This window comes from Cryobacterium sp. TS_SC_7 (assembly GCF_056156285.1).
In genome coordinates this window covers 1,879,377-1,902,926 of the sequence record NZ_CM149589.1, presented here as the reverse complement: position 1 = coordinate 1,902,926, position 23,550 = coordinate 1,879,377, and the positions used below count along the sequence as shown (strand labels likewise).

Annotated in this window: 23 protein-coding genes and 3 tRNA genes; 16 read left to right on the top strand and 10 right to left on the bottom strand. The window is 67.1% G+C overall.

What is annotated here, in order from left to right; genetic code table 11:
• Positions 1–41: 41 nt before the first annotated feature.
• Complete coding sequence (locus AC0J5J_RS08830) at positions 42–1,355, top strand: glycerophosphodiester phosphodiesterase (RefSeq protein ID WP_474897585.1); 1,314 nt, start codon at positions 42–44, stop codon at positions 1,353–1,355.
• Here AC0J5J_RS08830 and AC0J5J_RS08825 read toward each other — a convergent pair.
• Genes AC0J5J_RS08825 through AC0J5J_RS08805 form a run of 5 tightly spaced genes read right to left on the bottom strand, consistent with a single transcriptional unit; the run spans position 1,342 to position 6,711 of the window.
• On the bottom strand, positions 1,342–2,613 hold the full coding sequence (locus tag AC0J5J_RS08825; protein WP_474897583.1) for a glycosyltransferase family 4 protein: 1,272 nt from the start codon (positions 2,611–2,613) through the stop codon (positions 1,342–1,344). The genes AC0J5J_RS08830 and AC0J5J_RS08825 overlap by 14 nt on opposite strands.
• Positions 2,595–3,602, bottom strand: a complete 1,008-nt coding sequence (gene fcl, locus AC0J5J_RS08820) for a GDP-L-fucose synthase (RefSeq protein WP_474897581.1) — start codon at positions 3,600–3,602, stop codon at positions 2,595–2,597. Before fcl ends, AC0J5J_RS08825 begins: the two co-directional genes overlap by 19 nt.
• Complete coding sequence (gene gmd / locus AC0J5J_RS08815; protein WP_474897579.1) at positions 3,599–4,759, bottom strand: GDP-mannose 4,6-dehydratase; 1,161 nt, start codon at positions 4,757–4,759, stop codon at positions 3,599–3,601. Before gmd ends, fcl begins: the two co-directional genes overlap by 4 nt.
• Positions 4,734–5,204, bottom strand: coding sequence for an FAD synthase family protein (locus AC0J5J_RS08810; RefSeq protein WP_134423995.1), 471 nt, complete (start codon positions 5,202–5,204; stop codon positions 4,734–4,736). Before AC0J5J_RS08810 ends, gmd begins: the two co-directional genes overlap by 26 nt.
• 37 nt (positions 5,205–5,241) lie before the next feature.
• The gene (locus AC0J5J_RS08805) at positions 5,242–6,711 is read right to left on the bottom strand and encodes a sugar transferase (RefSeq protein WP_474897577.1); all 1,470 of its coding nucleotides are present in this window, start codon (positions 6,709–6,711) and stop codon (positions 5,242–5,244) included.
• A 451-nt stretch (positions 6,712–7,162) separates the two neighbouring features.
• On the opposite strand from AC0J5J_RS08805, the gene ypfJ reads away from it, so the two are divergent.
• Entirely contained in the window at positions 7,163–8,044 is an 882-nt protein-coding gene (gene ypfJ, locus AC0J5J_RS08800) for a KPN_02809 family neutral zinc metallopeptidase (protein ID WP_134423996.1), read from the top strand.
• A 10-nt stretch (positions 8,045–8,054) separates the two neighbouring features.
• On the opposite strand, the gene AC0J5J_RS08795 is transcribed toward ypfJ, so the two are convergent.
• The 4 genes from AC0J5J_RS08795 to AC0J5J_RS08780 form a co-directional block, all read right to left on the bottom strand.
• Positions 8,055–8,639: an acyltransferase gene (locus tag AC0J5J_RS08795; RefSeq protein WP_134423997.1), complete on the bottom strand. Its 585-nt coding sequence runs from the start codon at positions 8,637–8,639 to the stop codon at positions 8,055–8,057.
• 351 nt (positions 8,640–8,990) lie between these two features.
• Positions 8,991–9,063: transfer RNA gene (locus AC0J5J_RS08790), tRNA-Phe, on the bottom strand.
• 67 nt (positions 9,064–9,130) lie between these two features.
• Positions 9,131–9,204, bottom strand: a tRNA-Asp gene (locus tag AC0J5J_RS08785).
• Positions 9,205–9,346: 142 nt separating this feature from the next.
• Positions 9,347–9,419: transfer RNA gene (locus tag AC0J5J_RS08780), tRNA-Glu, on the bottom strand.
• A 239-nt stretch (positions 9,420–9,658) separates the two neighbouring features.
• Here AC0J5J_RS08780 and AC0J5J_RS08775 point away from each other — a divergent pair.
• Positions 9,659–11,080: a peptidoglycan DD-metalloendopeptidase family protein gene (locus tag AC0J5J_RS08775; protein ID WP_474897576.1), complete on the top strand. Its 1,422-nt coding sequence runs from the start codon at positions 9,659–9,661 to the stop codon at positions 11,078–11,080.
• Positions 11,073–12,593 carry a C40 family peptidase gene (locus AC0J5J_RS08770; RefSeq protein ID WP_474897574.1) on the top strand — a complete coding sequence of 507 codons (1,521 nt, stop codon included), beginning with the start codon at positions 11,073–11,075 and terminating at the stop codon, positions 12,591–12,593. Before AC0J5J_RS08775 ends, AC0J5J_RS08770 begins: the two co-directional genes overlap by 8 nt.
• Before the next feature lie 115 nt (positions 12,594–12,708).
• Here the strand turns inward: AC0J5J_RS08770 and AC0J5J_RS08765 are convergent, their stop codons facing one another.
• The gene (locus AC0J5J_RS08765; protein WP_474897572.1) at positions 12,709–13,200 is read right to left on the bottom strand and encodes an inorganic diphosphatase; all 492 of its coding nucleotides are present in this window, start codon (positions 13,198–13,200) and stop codon (positions 12,709–12,711) included.
• Positions 13,201–13,245: 45 nt separating this feature from the next.
• Between AC0J5J_RS08765 and tilS the strand changes: the two genes are divergently transcribed.
• The 12 genes from tilS to panC all read left to right on the top strand — a co-directional run bounded on the left by tilS (position 13,246) and on the right by panC (position 23,474).
• Positions 13,246–14,340, top strand: coding sequence for a tRNA lysidine(34) synthetase TilS (gene tilS, locus AC0J5J_RS08760; RefSeq protein ID WP_474897570.1), 1,095 nt, complete (start codon positions 13,246–13,248; stop codon positions 14,338–14,340).
• Positions 14,321–14,872 (top strand): hypoxanthine phosphoribosyltransferase, encoded by a 552-nt coding sequence (gene hpt / locus AC0J5J_RS08755; RefSeq protein WP_104169606.1) that lies wholly within the window; start codon positions 14,321–14,323, stop codon positions 14,870–14,872. Before tilS ends, hpt begins: the two co-directional genes overlap by 20 nt.
• Before the next feature lie 66 nt (positions 14,873–14,938).
• Entirely contained in the window at positions 14,939–16,945 is a 2,007-nt protein-coding gene (gene ftsH, locus AC0J5J_RS08750; RefSeq protein WP_474897568.1) for an ATP-dependent zinc metalloprotease FtsH, read from the top strand.
• A gap of 13 nt (positions 16,946–16,958) precedes the next feature.
• Positions 16,959–17,528, top strand: a complete 570-nt coding sequence (folE, locus tag AC0J5J_RS08745; protein ID WP_474897567.1) for a GTP cyclohydrolase I — start codon at positions 16,959–16,961, stop codon at positions 17,526–17,528.
• Between the two features lie 20 nt (positions 17,529–17,548).
• Positions 17,549–18,343, top strand: a complete 795-nt coding sequence (gene folP, locus AC0J5J_RS08740) for a dihydropteroate synthase (RefSeq protein WP_474900206.1) — start codon at positions 17,549–17,551, stop codon at positions 18,341–18,343.
• A complete protein-coding gene (gene folB, locus AC0J5J_RS08735; protein ID WP_134422717.1) occupies positions 18,340–18,705 on the top strand; it encodes a dihydroneopterin aldolase in 366 nt (121 codons plus the stop codon). Before folP ends, folB begins: the two co-directional genes overlap by 4 nt.
• The gene (gene folK / locus AC0J5J_RS08730) at positions 18,702–19,232 is read left to right on the top strand and encodes a 2-amino-4-hydroxy-6-hydroxymethyldihydropteridine diphosphokinase (RefSeq protein ID WP_474897565.1); all 531 of its coding nucleotides are present in this window, start codon (positions 18,702–18,704) and stop codon (positions 19,230–19,232) included. Before folB ends, folK begins: the two co-directional genes overlap by 4 nt.
• Positions 19,229–19,699, top strand: coding sequence for a DUF3180 domain-containing protein (locus AC0J5J_RS08725; RefSeq protein WP_474897563.1), 471 nt, complete (start codon positions 19,229–19,231; stop codon positions 19,697–19,699). Before folK ends, AC0J5J_RS08725 begins: the two co-directional genes overlap by 4 nt.
• Complete coding sequence (locus tag AC0J5J_RS08720) at positions 19,692–20,189, top strand: PH domain-containing protein (RefSeq protein WP_474897562.1); 498 nt, start codon at positions 19,692–19,694, stop codon at positions 20,187–20,189. The genes AC0J5J_RS08725 and AC0J5J_RS08720 overlap by 8 nt, the downstream gene beginning before the upstream one ends.
• Positions 20,186–21,778, top strand: coding sequence for a PH domain-containing protein (locus AC0J5J_RS08715; protein ID WP_134422725.1), 1,593 nt, complete (start codon positions 20,186–20,188; stop codon positions 21,776–21,778). The genes AC0J5J_RS08720 and AC0J5J_RS08715 overlap by 4 nt, the downstream gene beginning before the upstream one ends.
• Positions 21,775–22,542: a Rossmann-like and DUF2520 domain-containing protein gene (locus AC0J5J_RS08710; RefSeq protein ID WP_134422727.1), complete on the top strand. Its 768-nt coding sequence runs from the start codon at positions 21,775–21,777 to the stop codon at positions 22,540–22,542. Before AC0J5J_RS08715 ends, AC0J5J_RS08710 begins: the two co-directional genes overlap by 4 nt.
• Complete coding sequence (gene panC / locus AC0J5J_RS08705) at positions 22,539–23,474, top strand: pantoate--beta-alanine ligase (protein ID WP_474897560.1); 936 nt, start codon at positions 22,539–22,541, stop codon at positions 23,472–23,474. Before AC0J5J_RS08710 ends, panC begins: the two co-directional genes overlap by 4 nt.
• The last annotated feature ends 76 nt before the right edge of the window (positions 23,475–23,550 follow it).

Genomic DNA, 23,550 nt, shown 5'->3' with positions numbered 1-23,550 from the left:
CCGCGAAATCGCCAGCTATCTCTGGCCAGGTTGCCTCCACTGTGGACACCCTCTTCTCGGCCAAACCGTTCTATATCGGGCACCGCGGGTCGGGCGACAACTGGCCCGAGCACACCCGGGAGGCATACTCGAAGGCGGTCGAGCTCGGAGCCCAAGCCATAGAGATTTCAGTGAACGCGACCTCGGACGGCGTTTTGGTGTGTCATCACGACAAGTCCACCCTGCGCTCCACTGGTCAGGACCTCATCATCTCCGAAACAACCTGGGCGGAACTCTCGACGCTGAGAGTCGATGCGCGAGACTGGCTCGGGCCTGCCGCCGAACCGCAGCCCATCCCCCGGCTGGACGATGTCCTGGACCTGTTCGCCGCGACGCACGTGATATTCATCGAAGACAAGCAGGGAACCAACGCCGTCGCGCTCCTCGACCTGATGGACACGTATCCGGACGCCACCTCGCATTTCGTCTGGAAGCAGTGGGGGGGTGCCGGACAATACGCCCTCGCCGCGGAGAGAGGGTACAAGTGCTGGGGTTACTTCGGACCGGAGCTCTTCGGCGACCTGGACAGGCTCGCCGGGCGTTTCGACTACCTGGGTGTTCCGCACACGGCATCAGACGCAGAAATTGCCCGCGTCGTGGCATTCGGGAAACCGGTCATCGCCTGGGAAATACATTATCGGTGGATGAAGGATCGAATGGGCGCACTCGGTGTTGCCGGTTTGATGTGTTCGAACTTGCCCTATGTCACTGAGATCGCCCAGCCGGAGACGGTCGACCACTTCGCCTCAGGGTTGCGGACCGCCGGGGACCTCCCCTGGACAACGGACAAGGGCTGGGGCGTTCAGCCGGCCTTCATTGAGAAGAACGAATCCATCTCGCTGTCTCACCAGGATATTCAGAGCTATCTCATGGGTTCGATGAGTCCCTCGGGGGCGGACACCTATCGCATCCAGTGTGAACTGTGCTGGCCGGACACGCTACCGCAGGCACGTGAGCACGCCGGAATCGCGTTCTGCGCCGACGACGACCGACCGTACCGTGTTCGCATCGCCGGCGAAGTCTCGGCCTACCATGTCATCCTGCGCCCGACCGGATCCCTCGAGCTCTTTCGGCGAGCCGCCGGAGACGTGGATGGGACGTTGCTCGGCTCTGTGGACACAACGGCTGCCCGTGCCGGTCAATGGGTCCAGCTCGAGGTCGCGGTGACTCCCGTCGGGATCACCGTCTACCGTCTGGATGGCCGGGGATGGTCGTTTGAAGCGAAGGACGCCGCCTATCGGGGGAGCTACTTCTGGCTCTGCAAGAACTATCGGGGTGCCCCGCCAGTGGAATTCCGCGCAGTCAAAATCCTCTGACGGGTGGCGGCGGCACTATTGGAGCTCGGTCGTCACGTTCTTCGCGCTGGCGGGGGGCAAGCCGCTCCAGGATGGCCTGGAACCGTGTGATTGCCGGTCCCACCCCGAGAATATCGGCCGCGAAGCGACGACCTGCAACGCCGTAGGCGTGAGAGGCTTTCGCGTCGAGCGCGAGCCTTTCAGCCGCCTCTACGAGGGCGTCGGGGGCGGCGGCATCCACTCGTAACCCCGCGCCCGCGACTGCAAGCTCCTCGGCTGTGATGCTCGATCTGTCGGTCGCTGCGATGACCGGCAGGCCGGATTGGAAATACGACGTCAGTTTGCTGGGAACCGACATTTCGGTCAGGCCCGGTCGCTCGTTCAACAGCAGAACGTCCGCCGCCGCCAGAGTGGCTCGGAATTCGTCCTCAGGGAGCGGGCGGAGAAACTCGAGGTGGCTGTTCCCACCTTCGGCCTGAAGAGCCGGCCGCTGGTTTCCATCGCCTAGAAGGACGAATCGAACCCGCGACCCACGAGACTCAGCGATCCTGGACGCAGCCACAACATTCTCCAGGCCCTGCTTCATGCCCATGTTGCCCGCATGAAGCACGATGATGTCGTCCGGGCCCCAGCCCCGTGCGCGTCGCGTCTCTACCCGGTTGCCGGGGGCGTCTTCGATGTGACACCAGTTGCGAACGACTTCCACCCGGTCTGCTTCGATCCCCAGTTCCGCAACGAGGTAGCGCTTGAAACGTTCGTGGATCACAACGATGGTCGACGCCGACCCCAGCACCGCCCGCTCCACGCGTCTCAGCGCCAGCGCGGCGATCCGCCCGCCGGCGCCGCTCTCGGAGACTCCCAGAGAATAGATGTCCTGGACCCAGATGCACGTCCTGGTGCCCACGAGGCGGGCACGGAGGGAAACGATCGCGGCGGAGAACAACGCGGGAGTGACGAGGAGAAGGACCTCGGGTCGGTCCCACGAGCTGAATGCGGCCCGAAGCCCGAACTGGATCTCCATCGCGAGGCGGTTGATGAGGCGCGGCCTCGATGGAATGTAATGCCTCAGCCGTTTCACCGTGACGCCGGCCGACTCGTCCGTCCGGCTCAGTCCGGTGAATCCTGCGTGGACTCGCCACTCCGGGTAGTGCGGGTACCCGGCGATGACATGGACTGAGTTCCCACGATCAGAGGCGAGTCTCTCAGCCAGGCCCGTGGTGTACACCGCGATGCCCGTGAGCTCGGGGCGATAGTTGAGTCCTATGACGGTGAGCCGCATGCGCCCTCCAGGATCCGGCCACGGAAGTCGCCCTGGTGGACGAGGAACCAGTGATAGGCATCGCTCAGACCGTCTTCCAGGCTGATGGTCGACTGCCATCCGAGCGAGCGCAGGCGTGACACGTCCAGCAGCTTGCGCGGGGTCCCATCCGGTTTGGTGGAATCGAAGGTCAGGCGGCCCGTGAAACCGGTCACGGATGCCACCAGTCCAGCAAGCTCTGCGATGCTGCATTCGACGCCTGTTCCCACGTTCACGTGCGAGAGCATCGGCTGGGTTTTCGCGCCATAGTCACTGCGCTCCAGCTCCATGACGTGCGCGGCAGCCGCTGCCAGATCATCAACATGCATGAACTCACGTTTCGGGGTGCCGCTGCCCCAGATGACAACCTCATCGAGCCCGTTCGCGGCGGCCTCGTGGAAGCGCCTCAGCAGTCCGGGAATGACGTGACTGTTCACAGGGTGGTAGTTGTCTCCGGGGCCGTAGAGATTTGTCGGCATCACACTTCGATAGTCGCGCCCGTATTCACGATTGAAGCTCTCGCACAGCTTGATTCCCGCGATCTTTGCCACGGCGTACGGCTCGTTCGTCGATTCCAGTGCGCCGGTCATCAGGGCCTCTTCACGTATCGGCTGGTCGGCGAGCCGGGGATAGATGCAGGACGAGCCGAGGAAAAGGAGCCTCGGAACGCCGAAGTCGTGTGAGGACTTGATGATGTTGGCCTCGATCAGGAGGTTGTCGTAGATGAAATCCGCCGGCGAGGAGTTGTTGGCTTCGATCCCGCCGACTTTGGCGGCAGCGAGATAGACCTGATCGATGCGATTGGCCTCGAAGAAGGCCCGAACGGCTCGCTGGTCCACAAGGTCGAGTTCCGAATGACTGGCGGTCACGATGTTGACGTAACCCAACGACGTGAGTCGGCGCACGATCGCCGATCCCACCATTCCGTTGTGTCCCGCGACATAGACAGCAGCGTCGGTGTTTCGGTTCACCAGGTATCCCAAGACACGAGGGACGGGAAACCGTGACTCTCCAGGAGGACGCTCTTCTGGGCGATCACGAGGTCTGAGGCAACCATTTCCGCGCACATCTCTCGCACGCTGATCTCCGGCAGCCAGCCCAGCTTGAGACGGGCCCGTGTCGAGTCGCCGAGCAGGGTCTCCACTTCGGCCGGCCTGAAGTAACGGGGATCGACTCTCACTATGACGTCACCGGGGTGAACAGCCGGCGCGAGGTCCCCGACGACGCTGTCGACGATGCCGATCTCGTTCAGACCTTCACCCTCGAATCGCAGGGTGATTCCAGCCTCATTCGCCGACCATTCGACGAATTCGCGCACCGAGTACTGGACTCCCGTGGCAATCACGAAGTCCTCCGGCGAATCCTGCTGCAGCATCATCCACTGGAGGCGAACATAGTCGCGTGCATGGCCCCAGTCTCGAAGCGAGTTCATATTTCCGAGGAACAGGCAGGACTCGAGACCCTGGGCCATGTTGGCGATGGCCCGGGTGATCTTCCTCGTCACGAACGTCTCACCGCGGCGCGGGGATTCGTGATTGAACAGAATCCCGTTGCAGGCGTACATCCCGTAGGACTCTCGGTAATTCACGGTCATCCAATAGGCGTACAGCTTGGCGACCGCATACGGAGAACGTGGATAAAAGGGAGTGATTTCGCTTTGCGGTGTCTCCCGGACCAACCCGTACAGCTCTGATGTCGAGGCCTGGTAGAACCTGACCCTGTCCGTCATCCCCAGCAATCTCACCGCTTCGAGGAGACGCAGAGTTCCCAGGGCGTCGATGTCAGCGGTGTATTCGGGCATTTCGAAGCTGACAGCCACATGGGACTGTGCACCCAGGTTGTAGATCTCATCCGGCTGCACCTCCTGAATGATGCGGGTGAGGTTCGACGAATCGGACAGATCTCCGAAGTGCAGGAAGAAACGCGCGTCGTGCTCGTGCGGGTCCTGATAGATGTGATCGATTCGCTGGGTGTTGAGCTGCGACGACCGGCGCTTGAGGCCGTGAACCTCATAGCCCATGGACAGGAGGAACTCGGCCAGATATGAGCCGTCCTGGCCGGTTACCCCGGTGATCAACGCCCTTTTCGGCACCATGGTCGTCCTATCGCTCGCTGTTGCTGTAGTCATGAACCGGTCGATGGCCGGCGGCGTTCGGGGCCAGAGCCTTCAGCGCAAGCCGGAGGGCCGTGCTCGAGGTCGAAACGGTGTACGGAAAATAGACGACGTCCACGCCGACCTCGGCGAACTGGCGCTCAAGAAGGCGACCTCTCTCGGTGCCCTTCCAATCGTCGCCCTTGAAGTAGACGTCGAAGCGAAGCGTGCGCCAGGTGTCCATCTTGTCTTCGGCCACTTCCGCTATCGCTTCATCGACGAAGGCGATGTGACGAACGATCTCAAGCCTCTCGGCCAGTGGCACAACGGGTACGGCGCCCTTGGTCACCAGGAGCATTTCGTCAGACAGCACGCCGGCGATCAAATAGTCGCACTGGCTCTTCGCGTGTTTGAGGATGTTGAGGTGACCGATGTGGAACAGGTCGAAAGCCCCGCCAGCGTAGCCGACTGTTCGTGTCAAGATGTACCTCCCTTGATCGATGCTGTTTCGTGGGTCATCAGTACGCACCCACTGGTCGTATGACCGTTTTGAAGGTGCGCCAGATGATGATGAGGTCACCGGCCAACGACCAGTTCTCGACGTAGTAGAGGTCCAGTCGCACACTGTCCTCCCAGCTCAGGTTCGACCGACCGTTGACCTGCCACATCCCTGTCAGGCCCGGTTTGATGTACAGGCGCCGATGCACGTGGGTCTCGTAGGCTTCGACCTCCACCGGAAGCGGCGGGCGCGGGCCGACGAGGCTCATGTTCCCGACCAGGATGTTCCAGAGCTGAGGCAATTCGTCCAGCGAGTACTTGCGGAGCACACGACCCACCCGAGTGATGCGCGGGTCATTGCGAATCTTGAAGAGGGCCCCGGATGCCTCGTTCTGGTCGAGCAGCCCTGCGAGGTCGTCTTCTGCCGTCTGAACCATGGAGCGGAACTTGACCATTTGAAAGGTGCGCTCATTGCGCCCGCATCGCTCCTGGTGGAAGAGGACGGGGCCGGGTGAGTCGAGCTTCACGGCAATCGCGATGGCCAGCAGGAGCGGCCAGAAGAAAAGGAGTGAAATTCCGGACACCCCGATGTCGAGAACGCGCTTGAGCACATGCTTCGCTCCCTCGAATTGCGGTATCTCCACGTGGATCAGGGGCAGCCCCTCGACCGGGCGGAAATGGATGCGGGGACCGGCGACATCCGTGAGCTGGTTGGACAGCACCAGGTCAGCGGAGGTCCCCTCCAACTGCCAGCCGAGCGTGCGGATGTATTCGCTGCCTCCAGCCGGCTGGCCCGCGACGATCACCGTGTCGACGGCAAGATCGGAGGCCGCGATCGCAACGTGCGCGGGGTCGGAAACCACTGGGATCGTGCGGCTCTCGCTTTTCACAGCGGTCGTCGAACCGTTCGCGAGTGCGACCCCCACCACGTAATAGGTGGCGCCGGCCTTCTCGATCTGGCCGACCACGTATTCGACATCGGCACGATTGCCGACCACGATGACGCGCGCGAGGTAGTGGCCGAACAGCCGCTGGCGCAGCAACCACCGCCGCCACAGCCAACGTTCCAGGACGAGGCCGCAAATGCCGAGGGGGAGTGCGAGCACGAAGAAGCCGCGTGCAACGTCGACCTGGAACGCCAGGAAGCCGATGGCGAGGAGGCCGAAAGCGATCGCGCTCGCGTTGATCACCTGCTTGTACTCGGTCGCCCCGATTCCGATGACGCGCGAGTCTCTGGTGTGGAAGACGCCCAGGGTGGCGATCCAGCTCAGTGCGATGAGCAGCGCGACCAGCCAGTAGTCGGCCTGATATCCGCCGATGGATGCCCGGGCATCCTCCCCGCGGAATCTGACCAGCAGGGCGGTCGTGACCGCGACCATGACGATGCCCACGTCGCTCAACAAGAGTTTCGCGCGAAACTGTCGGGCCCAGACCAGACCGGACGACCTCGCGTCGACGCTGACCGGGTTCGTGACTGCCGGTGCCGGCACCAGGGCAAGCTTCGGCTGGGTTCTGGGGAGACGCCCGGCGTAAGGCAGGCGCGGTCGTGGATCCGTCACCGTGTGCTCACCCCGCCACCGAAGATTCGCGGGCGGGCGCAGTGCAGCGCTGGGGACGCGGCCGGGGTGGGGCCGTCAAAAATGGGTCGACGAACACGTCGACACGTAGCAAACGTGTTCACGGAATCCTCTGCATTTCGGGTTTACAGAGCGGGTGGGATTCGCGCGGGGGACCCGTCTAGGGAACGGGCCACCCGGGCGAACCAATAAGTGATGGATTTTCAACTGCTTGCGAGGAGACCATACCCCGGAACGCGCAGGAAGGCTGGTGCCCCGAACGGGGGGACGCAGAAACCGTGTGCAGTGGTCCGGTCATCGGCCTGAGCGCACTGCGCAGACCGCGCCGGAAAAGACGCCCCGTTTCACCGGGTAGCTTTTTCTCATGACGTTCAACGACAACGCGAATATCGGCGGCGGCCGGGTCAGCAAGCGGGGCCGCAATACGGGGATCGCCGTGGGCGGCGGCGGAGTGGGTGTGATCGTCCTGTTCCTGCTCTCCCAGGTCCTGGGAGTGGATCTGAGCGGCCTGGCCGGCGGTGGCACGCAGCCCGCCGACGCCGGCAGTGTGTCCAATCTGTCCGAGTGCACGACCGGGGCCCAGGCGAACGACGACGTCGAATGCCGGATCAAGGGCGCCGCGGCATCCCTTGACGTGTTCTGGGGCGAGGAACTGCCTGCCCGCGGAATCGAGTACCAGCAACCGCCGGTCGCACTGTTCACCGACAGCGTCGGCACGGCGTGCGGCGGGGCCACGAGTGCAACCGGGCCGTTCTACTGCCCGCCAGATGCGACCATCTACATCGACACCGCATTCTTCGGCGACCTGCGCACCCGCTTCGGTGCCTCCGGCGGTCCCCTCGCCGAGATGTATGTCGTGGCGCACGAATGGGGTCACCACATCCAGAATCTGGAAGGCACCCTCGCGGCCGCCCAGGACGGACAGACCGGGGACGGCTCCAACGCGGTGCGGGTCGAACTGCAGGCAGACTGTTTTGCCGGCGCGTGGGCCGGTGCCGCCTCTGACACCCGCGACACCGGGGGAGTGCCCTTCCTGAAGCCCATCACGGCGGCACAGATCCAGGATGCGCTCAGCGCGGCATCCGCGATCGGAGACGACCGCATCCAGGAGTCCATGCAGGGCCAGGTCAACCCGGAGGCCTGGACCCACGGCTCCAGCGAGCAACGCCAGCGGTGGTTCCAGACCGGTTTCAGCGACGGTGTCGGCAGCTGCGACACGTTCGCCCCTTCTGACGCGGAGCTATAGCGCCGGCCGATCAGTCGCGCGTGAGCAGGCCGTCGTGCTCGGTGTACTCCTCGCCGGTGACCGGGCAGACGAGGCTGCCGTCGGCGCCCGCCCGGAGCGGCATCCCGCTCCGCCCGACCCAGCCGATGCGCTGGGCGGGCACGCCGGCCACCAAGGCGTAATCGGGGACGTCCTCGGTGACCACCGCGCCCGCTGCCACCATGGCCCAGCGCCCGATCGTGAGCGGCGCGATGCACACAGCATTGGCCCCGATCGACGCCCCGGTGCGCACGGTCACCCCGACCAGGTCCCGCTCATCGATCGCCTTGCGCGTTCCGTCGGGACTGATGGCCCGCGGATGCGCGTCGTTCGTGAAGACCGCCGCCGCGCCGACGAAGACTCCATCTTCGAGCAGAGACGGCTGATAGACGACCGCGTAGTCCTGAATAACGCAGTGCCGTCCGACGACGACACCGGGACCGATGTAGGCGCCGCGCCCGAGGATGCAGTCCGGTCCGAGCCGCGCGTATTCGCCCACCTGCACCAGGGTGCGAATCTGGCAGCCGGGGCCGATCACGGCGCTCGGGTCGATCTCGGCCGATGTGGCGATGCCCATCAGGTTGCCTCGGGCGGCGGGAGGATGACGCGCCGCATCGTGGAGTGGCGGCAGGAAGGTCGACACGTTCGAATCGGATTCACGGTGATTCCCTGCAGTTCGGGTTACAGGTCGGTGGGGCGCCGCGCAGGCCGATTCCGGTTGCCCGGGCGTCAATGGTGATCTGACGTTTTCTCAGCGTGTGACAAAACGGAACCTACCGTGGTTCCCGCCGGAGTCGCTAGCGCCCCAAAGTGGGGACGGAGCTGAGCGAACTTGCGGAGGGGCGTGGCCCGGGGGAGCGGGCCATCGGATGCCGAAACAGGCAAAAAAAGAAGGCCACCCCAGTAGAAGCCTGGGAATGACCTTCAGTGGCCCCGACCGGCGTCGATCCGGTGACCTTTCGATTTTCAGTCGAACGCTCTACCAACTGAGCTACAGGGCCAGAAGAAGCTTCGAGAAGCCGCTCCAAGGAAAAAAACCCTCTCTTTCGAAAGGGCTTGTTGCCTGTGCGACCCTGACCGGACTTGAACCGGCGACCTCCGCCGTGACAGGGCGGCGCGCTAACCAACTGCGCTACAGGGCCTCGTGATGAGAACTGAAAAACTCTTCAGGTCTTCATTCTGAGTGGTAATGCTATGAATCTTTTGCGGTGATCATGATGCTGTGAATCCGTGTTGCGATTTCGTACTTGTTTATTCTTGCACATCCCAGACCTTCAGGATGCGTAGCCCCAACGGGATTCGAACCCGTGTTAACGCCGTGAAAGGGCGCCGTCCTAGGCCGCTAAACGATGGGGCCAAGACGCCATAAACCGCATGGCTTCCGACGCATAAGCATACGGTGAACCTGCTGACATTCCCAAATCGACATCGGAATATGTGCCGCCCGGGGGTGTCGAAACCGCCGAGCCTGTGAATTCCCGGGGTTTTGCTTGACGTGCGGCTAGATTCGAGGGGGGCAATTTTGCCCTCATGTTGTTATTGTGAACCGTTCTTTCCGCAGTAGCGGATGTGTGAAATGAACCCGATCGGGGAGTAATGAAGCGCACGGCAGTTCGATTCGGCCGCGAAGCACGAACTCGGCAGGACGACGATGGCACCACGCGAGACCCGCGCATCCGTCGTCACCGCGTCAGCACGGCGACCGGTTTCGTCGCCGCGCTCTCCCTCTTCGTCGCCCTGGTGGGCCCGGCCGGCCCAGCCCAGGCGATCGACTACCCGTCCTGGGAAGACCTGCAGAACGCCAAGTCGAACACGGCCGCCGCGTCCGAGCAGGTCAGCGCGATCCAGGATCTGATCGCCAATCTGCAGACTCAGGTCGCGCAGACCCAGGCGGAATCCGAGGCCCGCGGAGCGGAGTTGCAGAGCGCCCAGGAGAAATTCGACGAGGCGAGCCGCCGCGCCGATGACCTGGAGGCGCAGGCCACGGCCAGCACCATCGTCGCCGAGACCGCGACCCGCCAGGCCGGTCAGCTCGCCGCGCAGCTGTACCGCACCGGCGGGACCGACCTCAGCGTCAATCTCTTCCTCGACGGTGAGGCCAGCGGCGAGAACGCCGATGCGCTGCTGTCGAAGCTGGGCAGCATGAGCAAGCTCGTCGAGCGAAGCAGCAGCGTGTACGAGCAGGCTCAGACAGCCACGAACGTGGCCAAGTCGCTCGGCGACCAGGCCAAGGTCGCCCGGACCGAGCGCGAGAAGCTGCGCGTCGCCGCCGAGGACGCCCTCGCCGCCGCGCAGGCTGCCGCGCAGGCCGCCGCCGCCGCCCTGACCGAGTCCGAGGAGAAAAGCGTCGAACTCGACGCCCAGCTCAGGTTCATGCAGGACGCCCAGGCCACCACGACGGCCGGCTACGAGGCGGGTGTGGCCGAACGGGCCCGCCTGGCCGCGATCGAAGCCGAGCGGGTGCGCGCGGAGCGTGCCGCCGCAAACGCACGGGCTGCCGCTGCTGCGGCGGCTGCAGCAGCAGCCCAGTCGAGTGGCGGCGGTGGCGGCGGCGGCGGAGGCTCGAGCAGCTCCGGCGGCGGCGGTTCCGTCGGCGGCGGTGGCTGGGCAGTACCGGCCAGCGGGCGCATCACCGACGGCTACGGACCGCGGGCCGTGATCTGCGGCAACAGCGGCTGCAGCAAGGGCTTCCACAGCGGCACCGACCTGGGTACCGGCTGCGGCGCCGGACTCTACGCGGCCAGCAGCGGGACCGTCATCTATGCGGGCACCTACGGCACCTACGGCAACTTCGTCCTGATCCAGCACGCCAACGGCGTCTCCACCGGCTACGCTCACATCCGGCCGGGCGGCATCTACGTCTCCAACGGCCAGAGCGTGTCCGCGGGGCAGAACATCGCCAGTTCCGGTGAGACCGGGGCGGCCAGCGGCTGTCACCTGCACTTCGAGGTGCGCACCAACGGCAGCCAGATCAACCCGGCTCCGTTCATGGCGGATCGCGGTGCGGCTCTTGGCTAAGGCCACCGGGCCCACGGGCACCGAGCCTCAGCACGCTGAACAGCACGCTGAACAGCAGCGCACCGAGCGACGGGGCTGGCGCAAAAAACCGTCCCGGCTGTTCGCCGCGGTCGCGCTCGGGGCGGTTGCGGCATCCGTCGGCGCCGTTGCCCCCGCGGCGTTCGCCGAACCCGGCTACCCCAGCTGGGACGACGTGCAGAAGGCCAAGCTCAGCGAGGCCACCAAGCAGGCCGAGATCGAATCGATCACCAAGCTGCTCGTCGGCCTGCAGACCTCGGCGGCCGCGTCCACCAAAGCCTCCCTGATCGCCGCGGAGACCTACCGGGTCGCCCTGGATGACCTCGACGCGGCAACAACCCGCGAGGCGAGCCTGACCGAGAAGGCTGCGGCAGCGGATGCCCGCGCTGCGGTTTCGAAGATGCGGGCCGGCCTGATCGCCGCGCACCTGGCGAAGGCCGGATCCCAGGATCTGTCGCTGACTTTGTTCCTCGATGGCGACAACGCTGACGAGCTGCTGGAGCAGCTCGGAACCGCGAGCAAGCTGAGCGAGCAGTCCGACACGATCTACCGCGAGGCGCTGCAGGACAAGAACACTGCCGAGTCGCTCGGCGAGCAGGCGGCATCCGCTGCCGACGAGCGCACCCGGCTCAGCGCGGAGTCCCTGACCAAGTATGAGGCGGCGAATGTGGCCGCCCAGGCCGCTGAGGCGGCCTACGAGACCGAGCGGCAGCGCTCCACCGAGCTGTTCGAGCAGCTCGCCCTGCTCAAAGACACGACCGTCGAGGCGGAGCGGGCCTATCAGGCCGGACAGGCTGCCGAAGCGGCGACTCTGGCCCTCGCCCGTGCGCAGGCGGCGGCCGACAAGCAGGCGGCAGCAGACGCGAAGGCGGTAGCGGCCGGAAAGCCGGCCGGCGGCCAGGCGGCGCCCGGCAAGCCTGCCCCCCGGCCCGCGCAACCGGCCGCGCCCGCAGCCCCGGCGCCCGCAGCCCCGGCACCCGCAGCCCCGGCACCCGCAGCCCCGGCACCCGCTCCCGCGGCGCCGGCCCCGGCAGCACCGGCAGCCGCGGCCCCCGCCCCTGCAGCTCCCGCTGCGCCCGCCCCTCGGGCGCCGGCTGCACCTGCTGCACCGAGCGCCAGTGCGGTCGACACGGCCCTGTCGTTCGCCACCCAGCAGCTCGGCGATCGGTATGTGCTGGGCGGCTCCGGGCCGAACCAGTGGGACTGTTCCGGGCTGACCAAGGCCGCCTACGCGGCGGCGGGCATCTACATCGGGTCGCATTCGGCCACCAACCAGTACCGCACCATGGCCAACCAGGGTCGGCTGGTGCCTTTCAGCCAGGCGCAGCGTGGCGACCTCGTCTTCTGGGGTGGCGGCGGCGACTACTACCACGTGGCGCTCTACGTGGGCGGCGGCAAGATCCTCGAGGCCCCGAACCCGTCCGCGCCCGTGCGCATCCACAGCATCTGGTCTGCCGGAGACGTTGCGCCCTACGTGGGTCGCCCCTCCGGCTGACCTCGGTCTGCGAAATCGGTCGCCGAACCGTGAGAAAAGCCCCTTCCCGGACTCCGGGAAGGGGCTTTTCTCACGGCCCGGGGATGTGGATCGCCGGACCGGGGGGTGAGAGAGCCTAGTGGCCCTCCTCCGCCAGTTTCGTGATGCCGTCACGCACGATCTGGTCGGCCTCAGCGACGTCGCCCCAGCCCTCGGTCTTGACCCACTTGCCGGGTTCGAGGTCTTTGTAGTGCTCGAAGAAGTGCTCGATCTCCTTGCGGGTGTACTCCGGGATGTCGGTGACGTCCTGGATGTAGTCCCAGCGCGGGTCGCCCGCGGGAACGGCGATGACCTTGGCGTCTGAGCCGCCGTCATCCGTCATGTTGAACACGCCGACCGGGCGGACCGACAGGCCGACACCGGGGAACAGCGGGAATTCGATCAGGACGAGCACGTCGACGGGATCACCGTCGAGCCCGAGGGTGTTCTCGAAGAAGCCGTAGTCGGTCGGGTATACGAAACTCGTGTAGAGCACCCGGTCCAGGTACACCCGCCCGGTCTCGTGATCGACTTCGTACTTGTTGCGGCTCCCGCGAGGGATTTCAATTACTGCGTCGTATGCGGCCATGGCCTGGTCTCTCCCTTGTTCACAGTCTGCGGATAACGTTACTGGATGGAGTCCCCACGCCGCCCGAGGCTAACCCCGGCCATTGCCGATGTGCGCCGGCACGTGCGTTCCCTGCTGCCCGGGGCAGGACCGCTCACGCCCGGCGTGCAGCCGGGCGTGCTGGTACTCGTCGGTCTCAGTGGGGGAGCGGACTCGCTCGCCCTGGCTGCCGCCACGGCTTTCGAGGCGCCGCGCGCCGGGCTCCGTGCCGGGGCGGTCATCGTCGACCACGCGCTGCAGGACGGCTCGGCGCGGGTCGCGGCCGAGGCGGCCCGGCAAGCGGCCGAGCTCGGCCTCGACCCGGTGCTGGTGCTGCGCGTCACGGTTGAGCACGGCACGGATGCCGGCGGTCCGGAGGCCTCCGCCCGCACCGCCCGCTATGCCGCCTTCGACCGGGCGCAGAGCGAAACCGGCGCGAGCCACATCCTGCTCGGTCACACCCTTGACGACCAGGCCGAGACCGTGCTGCTCGGCCTCGCCCGAGGATCGGGGCCCACGAGCCTGCAGGGCATGTCGCCGGCCGGGGGGCCGATCCTGCGGCCGTTGCTGGGCATCCGTCGCTCCCAGACCCGGCAGTTCTGCGTCGACGCCGGCCTGCACCCGTGGCAGGACCCGCACAACGACGACCCGCGATTCGCCCGGGTGCGGGTGCGCCAGACCGTGCTGCCCGTGCTCGAGCGGGAGCTCGGCCCGGGCGTCGCCGACGCGCTCGTGCGCACGGCCGCGCAGCTGCGGGAGGACTCGAGCGCCCTCGACGACCTGGCCCGAGACCTGAGTGAGCAGCTCACCGAGCACCTCCATGATCACCGGGGCGAACCTGCGGGACCCGGTATCCGGTTGGAAGCGAACCGGCTCGCGGGGAAACCGCCCGCGGTGCGTCAACGGATCGTTCGGTTCGCGCTCGAGCGCGAGTTCGGGGTGACCCTGGAACGGGTGCACACGCTCGCGGTGCTGCGACTGGTCAGCGACTGGCACGGGCAGAAGCCGCTCGACCTGCCAGGCGTTAGAGTTGTACGGCAGGACGGCTGGTTGATTTTCACCGCGCCCGGACCTGCCCCGAGCAAAGGACCCTCCCGCTCCCATGGAACCCCGCGACATTGAAGGCGACCTCACCGAGATTCTGATCGAGGAGGAGCAGATCCGCACCCGGCTCGCCGAGCTGTGCCGCCTGATCGAGGCAGACTACGCCGGCAAGGACCTGCTCCTGGTGGGCGTGCTCAAGGGCGCGGTCATGGTCATGGCCGATCTGGCGCGAGAGCTCGTGCACCCGATCACGATGGACTGGATGGCGGTCAGCTCCTACGGCTCCGGCACGCAGTCCAGTGGTGTCGTGCGCATCCTGAAGGACCTCGACACCGACCTGCACGGCCGCAACGTGCTCATCGTCGAGGACATCATCGATTCCGGCCTGACCCTCTCCTGGCTCCTGTCGAACCTGAAGTCGCGCGGGCCGGAATCCGTTGAAATCTGCGCCCTGCTCCGCAAGCCGGATGCCGCGCGCGTCGACATCGACGTGAAGTACCTCGGTTTCGACATCCCGAACCAGTTCGTGGTCGGCTACGGCCTCGACTTCGACGAGCGCTACCGCAACCTGCGCTCGGTCGGCGTACTCGCCCCGCACATTTACAGCTGACCTTCGTAGCGCTTTGGGCGAACACACGGTCTTCCTGCAGCGGCGTCACGATAACCTGTCACCACGATGAAGGTCAAGAAACTACTGCGCGGACCGCTCCTCTACATTCTCCTGGCCATTGTGGCCGTGTGGGTAGGGTCGAGTCTCATAACCATGTCGGGATTCAAAGAGATTCCCACCCAACAGGGGCTCGAGTTCCTCAAGGACGGCAAGGTCTCCGAGGCCAAGATCGTCGACGGCGAGCAACGCGTCGACCTCACGTTGATCAAGGCGGATGAAGAACTCGGCAAGCAGGTGCAGTTCTTCTACGTCGCACCGCGTGGCGAAGAGGTCATCACGGCCGTCACCAACGCGAGCCCGAAGGACGGCTTCACCGACGAGGTGCCGCAGTCGAGCTGGTTCCTGTCGCTCCTCGGCATCCTGCTGCCGCTCCTTCTGATCGGCGCGTTCTTCTGGTTCATGCTGGCCGGCATGCAGGGCGGCGGCAACAAGGTCATGCAGTTCGGCAAATCCAAGGCCAAGCTGGTCTCCAAGGAAAGCCCCCAGGTGACATTCGCGGATGTCGCGGGCTCCGACGAGGCCATCGAGGAGCTCGAGGAGATCAAGGACTTCCTCAAGGAACCGGCGAAGTTCCAGGCTGTCGGCGCGCGCATCCCGAAGGGTGTGCTGCTGTACGGCCCTCCCGGAACCGGAAAGACGCTCCTCGCCCGTGCCGTGGCCGGCGAGGCCAATGTGCCCTTCTACGCCATCTCGGGTTCCGACTTCGTTGAAATGTTCGTGGGTGTGGGCGCGAGCCGCGTGCGCGACCTGTTCCAGCAGGCCAAGGAAAACGCCCCGGCCATCATCTTCATCGATGAGATCGATGCCGTCGGCCGTCACCGTGGCGCCGGCATGGGCGGTGGGCATGACGAACGCGAGCAGACCCTCAACCAGCTGCTGGTCGAGATGGACGGCTTCGACGTCAAGGCCAACGTGATCCTGATCGCAGCCACCAACCGTCCCGACATCCTCGACCCGGCGCTGCTGCGCCCGGGTCGCTTTGACCGCCAGATCGGCGTGGACGCTCCCGATATGCTCGGCCGCAAGCGCATCCTCGAGGTGCACTCCAAGGGCAAGCCCATGGCCGCCGGCGTCGACCTCGAGGTTCTGGCGCGCAAGACGCCGGGCTTCACCGGAGCCGACCTGGCCAACGTGCTCAACGAGGCCGCCCTGCTCACCGCACGCTCCAACGCGCAGCTGATCGACAACCGCGCACTCGACGAGGCTGTCGATCGGGTGATGGCCGGACCGCAGCGCCGAAGCCGCGTCATGCGTGACAAGGAAAAGCTCATCACCGCCTACCACGAGGGTGGGCACGCGCTCGTGGCGACCGCGATGCGCAACACCGACCCGGTGACCAAGATCACGATCCTTCCGCGTGGCCGCGCCCTCGGGTACACGATGGTCATGCCTGTCGAGGACCGTTACTCGGTCACCCGCAACGAGCTGCTCGACCAACTCGCCTATGCCATGGGCGGCCGGGTGGCGGAGGAGATCATTTTCCACGACCCCACCACCGGCGCCTCGAACGACATCGAGAAGGCCACGTCCACGGCTCGCAAGATGGTCACCGAATTCGGCATGAGTTCGGCCGTCGGCCCGCTCAAGCTCGGCCAGGGTTCCGGCGAGGTCTTCCTCGGCCGTGACATGGGCCACCAGCGCGACTACTCCGAGCGGGTCGCCGAGAGCGTCGACGCCGAGGTGCGCCAGTTGCTCGAAGACGCGCACGATGAGGCCTACCAGGTGCTGAATGCGAACCGGGGCATTCTCGACGAACTCGCCGCCGCCCTCCTCGAGCACGAGACGCTCGACCAGCACGCGCTGGCCGAACTGTTCACGAGGGTCGTCAAGCTGCCCGTGCGGCCGCAGTGGCTGTCCAGCGACAAGCGTCCGGTCTCCGACCTGCCGCCCATCGCAATGCCGGCCCCCAAGCCGTCGATCGAGAGCGGAGTGGCCGACGGCGACTCCGCCGGGGCACCGGCGAGCGCGCCGACCCACGCGCCGGCGCGCACTCCTCGTCCCGCCACCGCGTAGGGCAGGGCACGGGGTGGCAGTTGACAGGCCGCGGATCGAAGCCGCGGTCGCCGAGATCCTCGCCGCGATCGGCGAGGATCCCGCCCGTCCGGGTCTCAAGGGCACGGGACGCCGGGTGGCCGAGGCCTACGCCGAATTCTTCGCCGGGGTGCACGTCGACCCCGTCGACCACCTGCGCGACACCATCCCGGTGGGCCCGCACACGGGCGAGCTGGTGCTGCTGCGCGACGTCGCCTTCCGCTCCGTCTGCGAACACCACCTGCTGCCCTTCCTCGGCGTCGCCCATCTGGCCTACGTGCCGGGCGAGCGGGTCGTGGGCCTCGGCAAGCTTCCGGCCGTCGTCGACACCGTCGCCGCCCGGCCACAGCTGCAGGAACGACTGACCGAGGAGATCGCCGAGGCGCTGCAGACCGGTCTTCAACCGCTCGGGGTTCTGGTCGTGCTGGATGCCGTTCACGGTTGCGTGACCGCCCGCGGGCCGCGCCAGACCGGCAGCTCCACCGTGACCGTGGCCAGCCGAGGCACCCTCTCGGAGCCGCTCATGCGCGCCGAGATCATGGCCCTGATCGGCTCCGGCCGGTGAAGCGGCCGCAGACCCTGATCATGGGGGTGCTCAACGTCACCCCGGATTCCTTCAGCGACGGCGGCAAGTGGGCGTCCACGGATGCCGCCATCGGCCACGCCCTCGACCTGTACGCCCAGGGCGCGGATCTGATCGACGTGGGCGGGGAGTCCACGCGCCCGGGCGCCGGCCGGGTCGCACCCGCCGAGGAGGCGTCCCGGGTGATCCCGGTGATCACCGAGCTCGCCCGGCAGGGCCTCACGATCAGTGTCGACACCCTCAACGCGAGCACGGCGGCCGCCGCCGCCGCCGCCGGGGCCCGCATCATCAACGACGTCTCCGGTGGTCTGGCCGACCCTCTGATGGCATCCGTCGCCGCCCGGAGCGGGCTGACCTACGTGGCCATGCACTGGCGTGCGCACGCGAAGGAGATGGACGACCTCGCCGTCTACGGCGACGTCGTCGCCGAGGTGCGGGACGAGCTGTCCGCGCGGGTTGACGCGCTCGCGGCGGCCGGACTGCCGCGGGAACGAATCGTGCTCGATCCGGGGCTCGGCTTCTCCAAGCTGCCCGAGCACAATTGGGCCCTGCTGGCCCACCTGGCGGCATTCACGGACCTCGGGCTGCCGGTCATGGTGGGGGCCTCCCGCAAGCGGTTCCTCGCTGAGGCGCTTCCGACCGACGCGCCGCTCGCCGACCGTGACCTGCCCAGTGCCGTGGTCAGCGTGCTGGCCGCCCAGGCCGGCGCCTGGGCGGTGCGCGTGCACGACGTAGCGGCGACGCGCACGGCCCTCAACGTGCTGGCGTTGGCGGACTCCGCCAGAATGGGACCATGAGAAGCGACTCGATCACGCTCACCGGCCTGCGCGTCAACGCCCATCACGGCGTCTACGACTTCGAGCGGGAGAACGGTCAGGACTTCGTGATCGACGTCACGGTCTGGCTCGACCTGCAGCGCGCCGCCGCGAGCGATGACGTCGCCCAGACCATCCACTACGGCGAGCTCGCCGTCGAGGTGACGGATGCCGCCCGGCACAACCCGGTCGACCTGATCGAAACCGTGGCCGAGCGCATCGCCGCCGTGGTGCTCGCGCACGACGCGGCCGAGAAGGTGCAGGTGACCGTGCACAAGCCGCAGGCGCCGATCTCCGTGCCGTTCACGGATGTCGCGGTGCAGATCGTGCGGACGCGCGCATGACCAGCCCGACCCCTCAGCCGGCGGTGCTCGCCCTCGGCAGCAACCTCGGCGACCGCCTGGTCATCCTGGCCGCGGCGATCACCGCGCTGGAGCAGGTACCCGGGCTGGAACTGACCGGGGTCTCCCCGGTCTACGAGTCCGCCGCGGTGAAGCTCGGCGGCGTCGACGACGACGCGCCCCGGTATCTGAACCTGGTGGTGGGCATCCGGTACACCGGCGACCCGCACACCCTGCTCGCTGCGGTGAACGCCATCGAGAACGAGCACGGCCGGGTGCGCGCCGAGCGCTGGGGCGACCGCACGCTCGACATCGACATCGTGGTGTTCGGCGGGCTCGAACTGCACGATGCCCGCCTCGACGTGCCGCATCCGAGGGCCTTCGAGCGCGACTTCGTGCTCGCGCCCTGGCTGGACCTCGACCCGGAGGCCGTGCTGCCGGGCCGAGGCACCGTGCGCGCGCTGCTCGCGGCGATCGGCAGCACGGTGTCGCCGCACCCGGTTGCGCTGACTCTGGGCGGCAGTCGGTGAAACGCACGCAGCCGACCCCCGTGATCGCGCTGGGCCTGCTCGGTCTGGTCATCGGCTTCCTGCTTGAAGTGACCGCTGTCGCCGGCGGCTCGGCGATGATCCTGCCGCCGGTCACCCTGCCGATCGCCCTGGTCGCCATCGGCGTCGGCGTGCTGCTGCTGGCCCGGCCGATCCGTCAGGCCACCCGCGGCACCGCACGGAGGCACGTCAACCCGTTCCTGGCCATGCGGGTGGCGCTGCTGGCGAAGGCGTCGGCGCTCAGCGGCGCGCTCGTGCTGGGCGGCGGGCTCGGGATCGTGCTCTACATCCTGACCCGGTCGGTCACACCGGCGGTAACATCGTTATGGCCTGCACTCGGGACGGCGGTGGGTGCCGCGATCCTGCTGACACTGGGGCTGGTGGCCGAGCATTTCTGCACGCTGCCCCCGGATGACGACGATGAAGAGCAGGGAGAAGTGCGTGCCTGACACCGCCGAGCGACTGGACCTTTCCAACGTGGGCGAATGGAAGCGCGTCTCGCCGCGTTACGTCGTGGTCGAAACCGTCGGCACGATCGTCTTCGGGCTGGTGCTCACCGGTGCCGCCGCCGCGCTGTGGCTGCTGGCCGACGTGCAGTGGGCTCTCTACGTGATGGGGGCGATCGTCGTGATCACCGCCGCCACGGTCGCCTTCGAACCCCGCCGGGTACGGGCCATCGGTTACCAGCTGCGGCAGGACGACCTGCTCTTCCGCCGCGGCATCATGTTCACCCGGTTCGTGTCCGTTCCCTACGGCCGCATGCAGCTGGTCGACATCACGCGCGGTCCGATCGCGCGGTGGCTGGGGCTGGCCGACCTCAAATTCGTGACCGCCGCGGCCTCGTCCGGTGTACTCATCCCCGGACTCGCCGAAGCCGACGCGGAGAGCCTGCGCGACCGGCTGGTAGAGCTGGCCGAGAGCCGTCGGGCCGGACTGTGACCACGCTCGCCGACGGGGAATGGCATCGGCTGCACCCGGCCAGCCCCCTGTTGCGCGGCGGGATCTTCATCGTCGCGGTGCTCGGCTTCATCATCACCAACCTGCGCGAGCGGTTCGTCGAGGTGTTTTTCGGGGTGCCGCGTTACGGCGGGGACCCGGTCGACGAGATCCTCGAGCGCGGCGCCGTCGGCTGGGCGCTGCTCGCCGTCGCCGTCGTGCTCCTGCTGATCCTTGCCGTGTTCTACCTCTCCTGGCGCATGCACACCTTCCGGGTCACCGCGGAGGTTGTGGAGGTGCGCAGCGGGATGCTGTTCCGCAGCAACCGCCGGGCCCGGGTCGACCGCATCCAGGGTGTGAACATCGTGCGCCCGCTCATCCCACGCCTGTTCGGCGCCGCCAAGCTCGAGGTCAGCGTGGCCGGCCAGGATGCCAACGTGCAACTGGCCTACCTCGGATCGTCCCTGGCCGACCAACTGCGCCGCGACATCCTTCGCCTGGCATCCGGACTGCGGCAGCCGGCACCGACGCCCCCGACCGCTGCGACCGACCCGGACGGCGCCCTGACCCCGGACGCAGCCCTGGCCCCGAACGGTCTCGTGCTCGCACCCGCCGCCGGGGCCTCCTTCTCTCCGGCAACCGCCGTCGCCGACCGGGCGCGGGATTTCTTCGCGCCCGAGCTGGACCCTGACGCTGCCCCGCCGGAATCGGTGGTGCGCATTCCGCCCGGCCGGCTGATCGGATCCGTCATTCTCAGTGGGTTCACGGTCTTCGTCGTGCTCGCCGGAATCGCGATGATCGTCAGTGTGATCGCCGGCGTCAGCGACTGGTTGCTCGTGGCCTTCATCCCCACCCTGATCGCCAGCGTCAGTTTCTACTTCACCCGTGTGACCAAGTCGCTGCGGTACAGCATCGCGGGCACGCCCGATGGGGTGCGGGTGGGCTTCGGTCTGCTCACCACGAGCAATGAAACCCTGCCTCCGGGCCGGATCCACGCGATCGGCGTCTCGCAGCCGCTCCTGTGGCGTCCGTCCGGCTGGTGGCAGGTGCGCATCAACACGGCCGGCCACTCCAGCACCAAGGGTGCCGCCGGCGAAGCCAACACCACCATCCTCCCGGTGGGCACGCTCGCCGACGTCGCCCGGGTGCTCGAGCTGATCCTGCCCGGATTCGACTCGGAGGAACAGCAGGCCCTGATCGAACGGGGCCTCCGCTCGAAGGGCGGCATCGACGGCTTCACGAACGCGCCGCGCCGGGCGGCCTGGCTGCATCCGTTCTCGTGGCGCCGCACCGGCTACACCGTCTCGAACGGCATCGCCCTGCTTCGCCGCGGAGTGATCTCGCGCGAGCTGGTGCTGGTGCCGCTGGCCCGGTTGCAGAGTGTCGCCATCTCGCAGGGCCCACTGACCCGGATGCTCCGCCTCGCCTCCGCCCGGCTGCACACCGTCGCCGGGCCGGTCTCCGCTGACCTCGGGGTGGTGGACGCCGCCGAGGCCCCGGTGCTCTTCGACCGGATCTCGTCCGGGGCCATCTCGTCGGCCCGGGCGGACACAAGCCACCACTGGAACCAACCTGACGGAGTGACGGAATGACGCAGCGCCCCGGACGTCTCGGAATCGGCATCATCGGTGCCGGCCGGGTCGGTCCCATCCTCGGTGCCGCCCTCGCAGGTGCCGGCCACGCGATCGTCGGGATCTCCGCCATCTCGCAGTCCAGCCGTGACCGGGCCGAGGCGATCCTGCCTCAGGTGCCCATCCTCACCGTTCCCGAGATCGTCGAGCGCAGCGAGCTGGTCATCATCGCTGTTCCTGACGCGCAGCTCGAGAGCCTCGTGAGCGGGCTCGCAGCCACCGGAACCTGGCAGGCCGGGCAGCTCGTGCTGCACACCTCGGCTCGATACGGCACGGCGGTGCTCGCACCGGCACAGGCCGGCGGCGCGATCCCGCTGGCCATCCACCCGGCCATGAGTTTCACGGGCACCAGCATCGACCTGGCCCGCCTCGCCGACAGCTACTTCGCGGTGACGGCGCCAACACCGGTGCTGCCGATCGGGCAGGCTCTCGTCGTGGAGATGGGCGGTGAGCCCGTGATCGTCGCGGAGGCCGACCGGGCCGGCTACGCCGAAGCCGTGGAGACCGCCACGGCGTTCTCCACGTCGATCGTGGAGCAGGCCACGGGACTGCTGGCGGGCATCGGTATCGAGCATCCGGGAGCGGTGATCGCGCCACTGATGCGCTCCGCCATGGAGAACGCGCTGGCCCGCACCAGTCCCGACCGCCTCGACCTCTCGCAGCTCGACGCGCTCGACCCGCTCGACACCCGCGAGCCGCGCGACCAGGACGATTTCGACGAATGACACAACCGCAACACACCGGAGGACGAGTGAACGTGCTCACCAAACCAGAAGTCATCGGCACCATCGAGGAACTGCGGAGCCGCCTGATCGACGCGCAGAGTCGCATCGAGAGCGAGCGTGCCGGGCGCGGCGACGACGCGGGCGGCACACCCCGCATCGTGCTGGTCCCGACCATGGGGGCGCTGCACGCCGGACACCTGACCCTGGTGCGTCGGGCCCGCAGCCTGGGCGAGATCGTGGTGGTGTCGATTTTCGTCAACCCGCTGCAGTTCGGCGCGGGAGAAGACCTCGGCACCTATCCGCGTACCCTCGATGCCGACGTCGCCGCCCTGGCCGCCGAGGGCGTTCCGTTCGTTTTCGCCCCGACCAGCCAGGTGATGTATCCCGACGGTGACGCCTCCACCCGGGTGACCGCCGGCACCGTCGGGAGCCTCTTCGAGGGAGCCGCGCGCCCCGGGCACTTCGACGGCATGCTGACGGTCGTCGCGAAGCTGTTCAACATCGTCGGTCCCGACGTGGCCGTCTTCGGCCAGAAAGACGCGCAGCAGGTGTTCCTGGTCGAACGGATGCTGGCTGACCTCGACTTCCGAACCCGCATCGAGGTCGTCCCGATCGTGCGCGAAGACGGCGGACTCGCCCTGTCCAGCCGCAATCGCGCTCTCGAACCTGACCAGCGCGCCGCCGCCCGGGCGCTGTCCGCGGGGCTTGCGGACGCGGCCTCCGTCGCCGGTCAGGGAGCCGAGGTCGCGCTGCAGGTCGCTCACGCGCGGATCGACGCCGAACCGCTGGTTAAACTGGACTATCTCGTTGTCGTCGACCCCCGGACCTTCCTTCCGGTCCGGGCCCTGCATCACGGCCCGGCTCGCATGCTGGTCGCCGCGCTGGTCGGTCACACCCGGCTGATCGACAACGTGGCCCTGGAACTTTCCTAGGACGCACCACCAGCCGCACCTGTCACCACCACGTCGTCACACCCCTTTATGAGCAAGCGCGGGAGCGCCGGGCACC

Excerpts from the sequence above, each read along its gene's own strand:
- AC0J5J_RS08825 (WP_474897583.1), bottom strand. The coding sequence starts at position 2,613 with ATGCGGCTCACCGTCATAGGACTCAACTATCGCCCCGAGCTCACGGGC.
- gmd (WP_474897579.1), bottom strand. The coding sequence starts at position 4,759 with ATGACTACAGCAACAGCGAGCGATAGGACGACCATGGTGCCGAAAAGG.
- ypfJ (WP_134423996.1), top strand. The coding sequence starts at position 7,163 with ATGACGTTCAACGACAACGCGAATATCGGCGGCGGCCGGGTCAGCAAG.
- AC0J5J_RS08795 (WP_134423997.1), bottom strand. The coding sequence starts at position 8,639 with ATGGGCATCGCCACATCGGCCGAGATCGACCCGAGCGCCGTGATCGGC.
- AC0J5J_RS08775 (WP_474897576.1), top strand. The coding sequence starts at position 9,659 with ATGAAGCGCACGGCAGTTCGATTCGGCCGCGAAGCACGAACTCGGCAG.
- AC0J5J_RS08765 (WP_474897572.1), bottom strand. The coding sequence starts at position 13,200 with ATGGCCGCATACGACGCAGTAATTGAAATCCCTCGCGGGAGCCGCAAC.
- tilS (WP_474897570.1), top strand. The coding sequence starts at position 13,246 with ATGGAGTCCCCACGCCGCCCGAGGCTAACCCCGGCCATTGCCGATGTG.
- hpt (WP_104169606.1), top strand. The coding sequence starts at position 14,321 with ATGGAACCCCGCGACATTGAAGGCGACCTCACCGAGATTCTGATCGAG.
- ftsH (WP_474897568.1), top strand. The coding sequence starts at position 14,939 with ATGAAGGTCAAGAAACTACTGCGCGGACCGCTCCTCTACATTCTCCTG.
- folP (WP_474900206.1), top strand. The coding sequence starts at position 17,549 with ATGGGGGTGCTCAACGTCACCCCGGATTCCTTCAGCGACGGCGGCAAG.
- folB (WP_134422717.1), top strand. The coding sequence starts at position 18,340 with ATGAGAAGCGACTCGATCACGCTCACCGGCCTGCGCGTCAACGCCCAT.
- folK (WP_474897565.1), top strand. The coding sequence starts at position 18,702 with ATGACCAGCCCGACCCCTCAGCCGGCGGTGCTCGCCCTCGGCAGCAAC.
- AC0J5J_RS08710 (WP_134422727.1), top strand. The coding sequence starts at position 21,775 with ATGACGCAGCGCCCCGGACGTCTCGGAATCGGCATCATCGGTGCCGGC.
- panC (WP_474897560.1), top strand. The coding sequence starts at position 22,539 with ATGACACAACCGCAACACACCGGAGGACGAGTGAACGTGCTCACCAAA.